General features: G+C 34.3%; 1 pseudogene. It reads left to right on the top strand.

What is annotated here, in order from left to right:
• Positions 1-2 precede the first annotated feature (2 nt).
• Positions 3-210: pseudogene (locus AB671_RS22635) on the top strand (transposase); the annotation flags it as partial.

Here is a 210-nt window from a genome sequence, read left to right on the forward strand (position 1 = left end):
ATATTCTGAAATTTGAAGAAGAAAACAAAATTCTACACATTTACTTTGAAGAGAAAAATACAGCTCCAAAAGAATTCTCATCACTCATATTACATTCAAAAGGGTTCGTTCCTGAGATTATAGTAGATGATTTTCCTCTCCGCGGAAAAACAGTGAAACTCCATATCAAACGCAGAAGATGGACCGATACTAAAACAGGAAACATCATCC

The sequence above is a fragment of the Chryseobacterium sp. BGARF1 genome (assembly GCF_001677955.1).
Classification (GTDB): domain Bacteria; phylum Bacteroidota; class Bacteroidia; order Flavobacteriales; family Weeksellaceae; genus Chryseobacterium.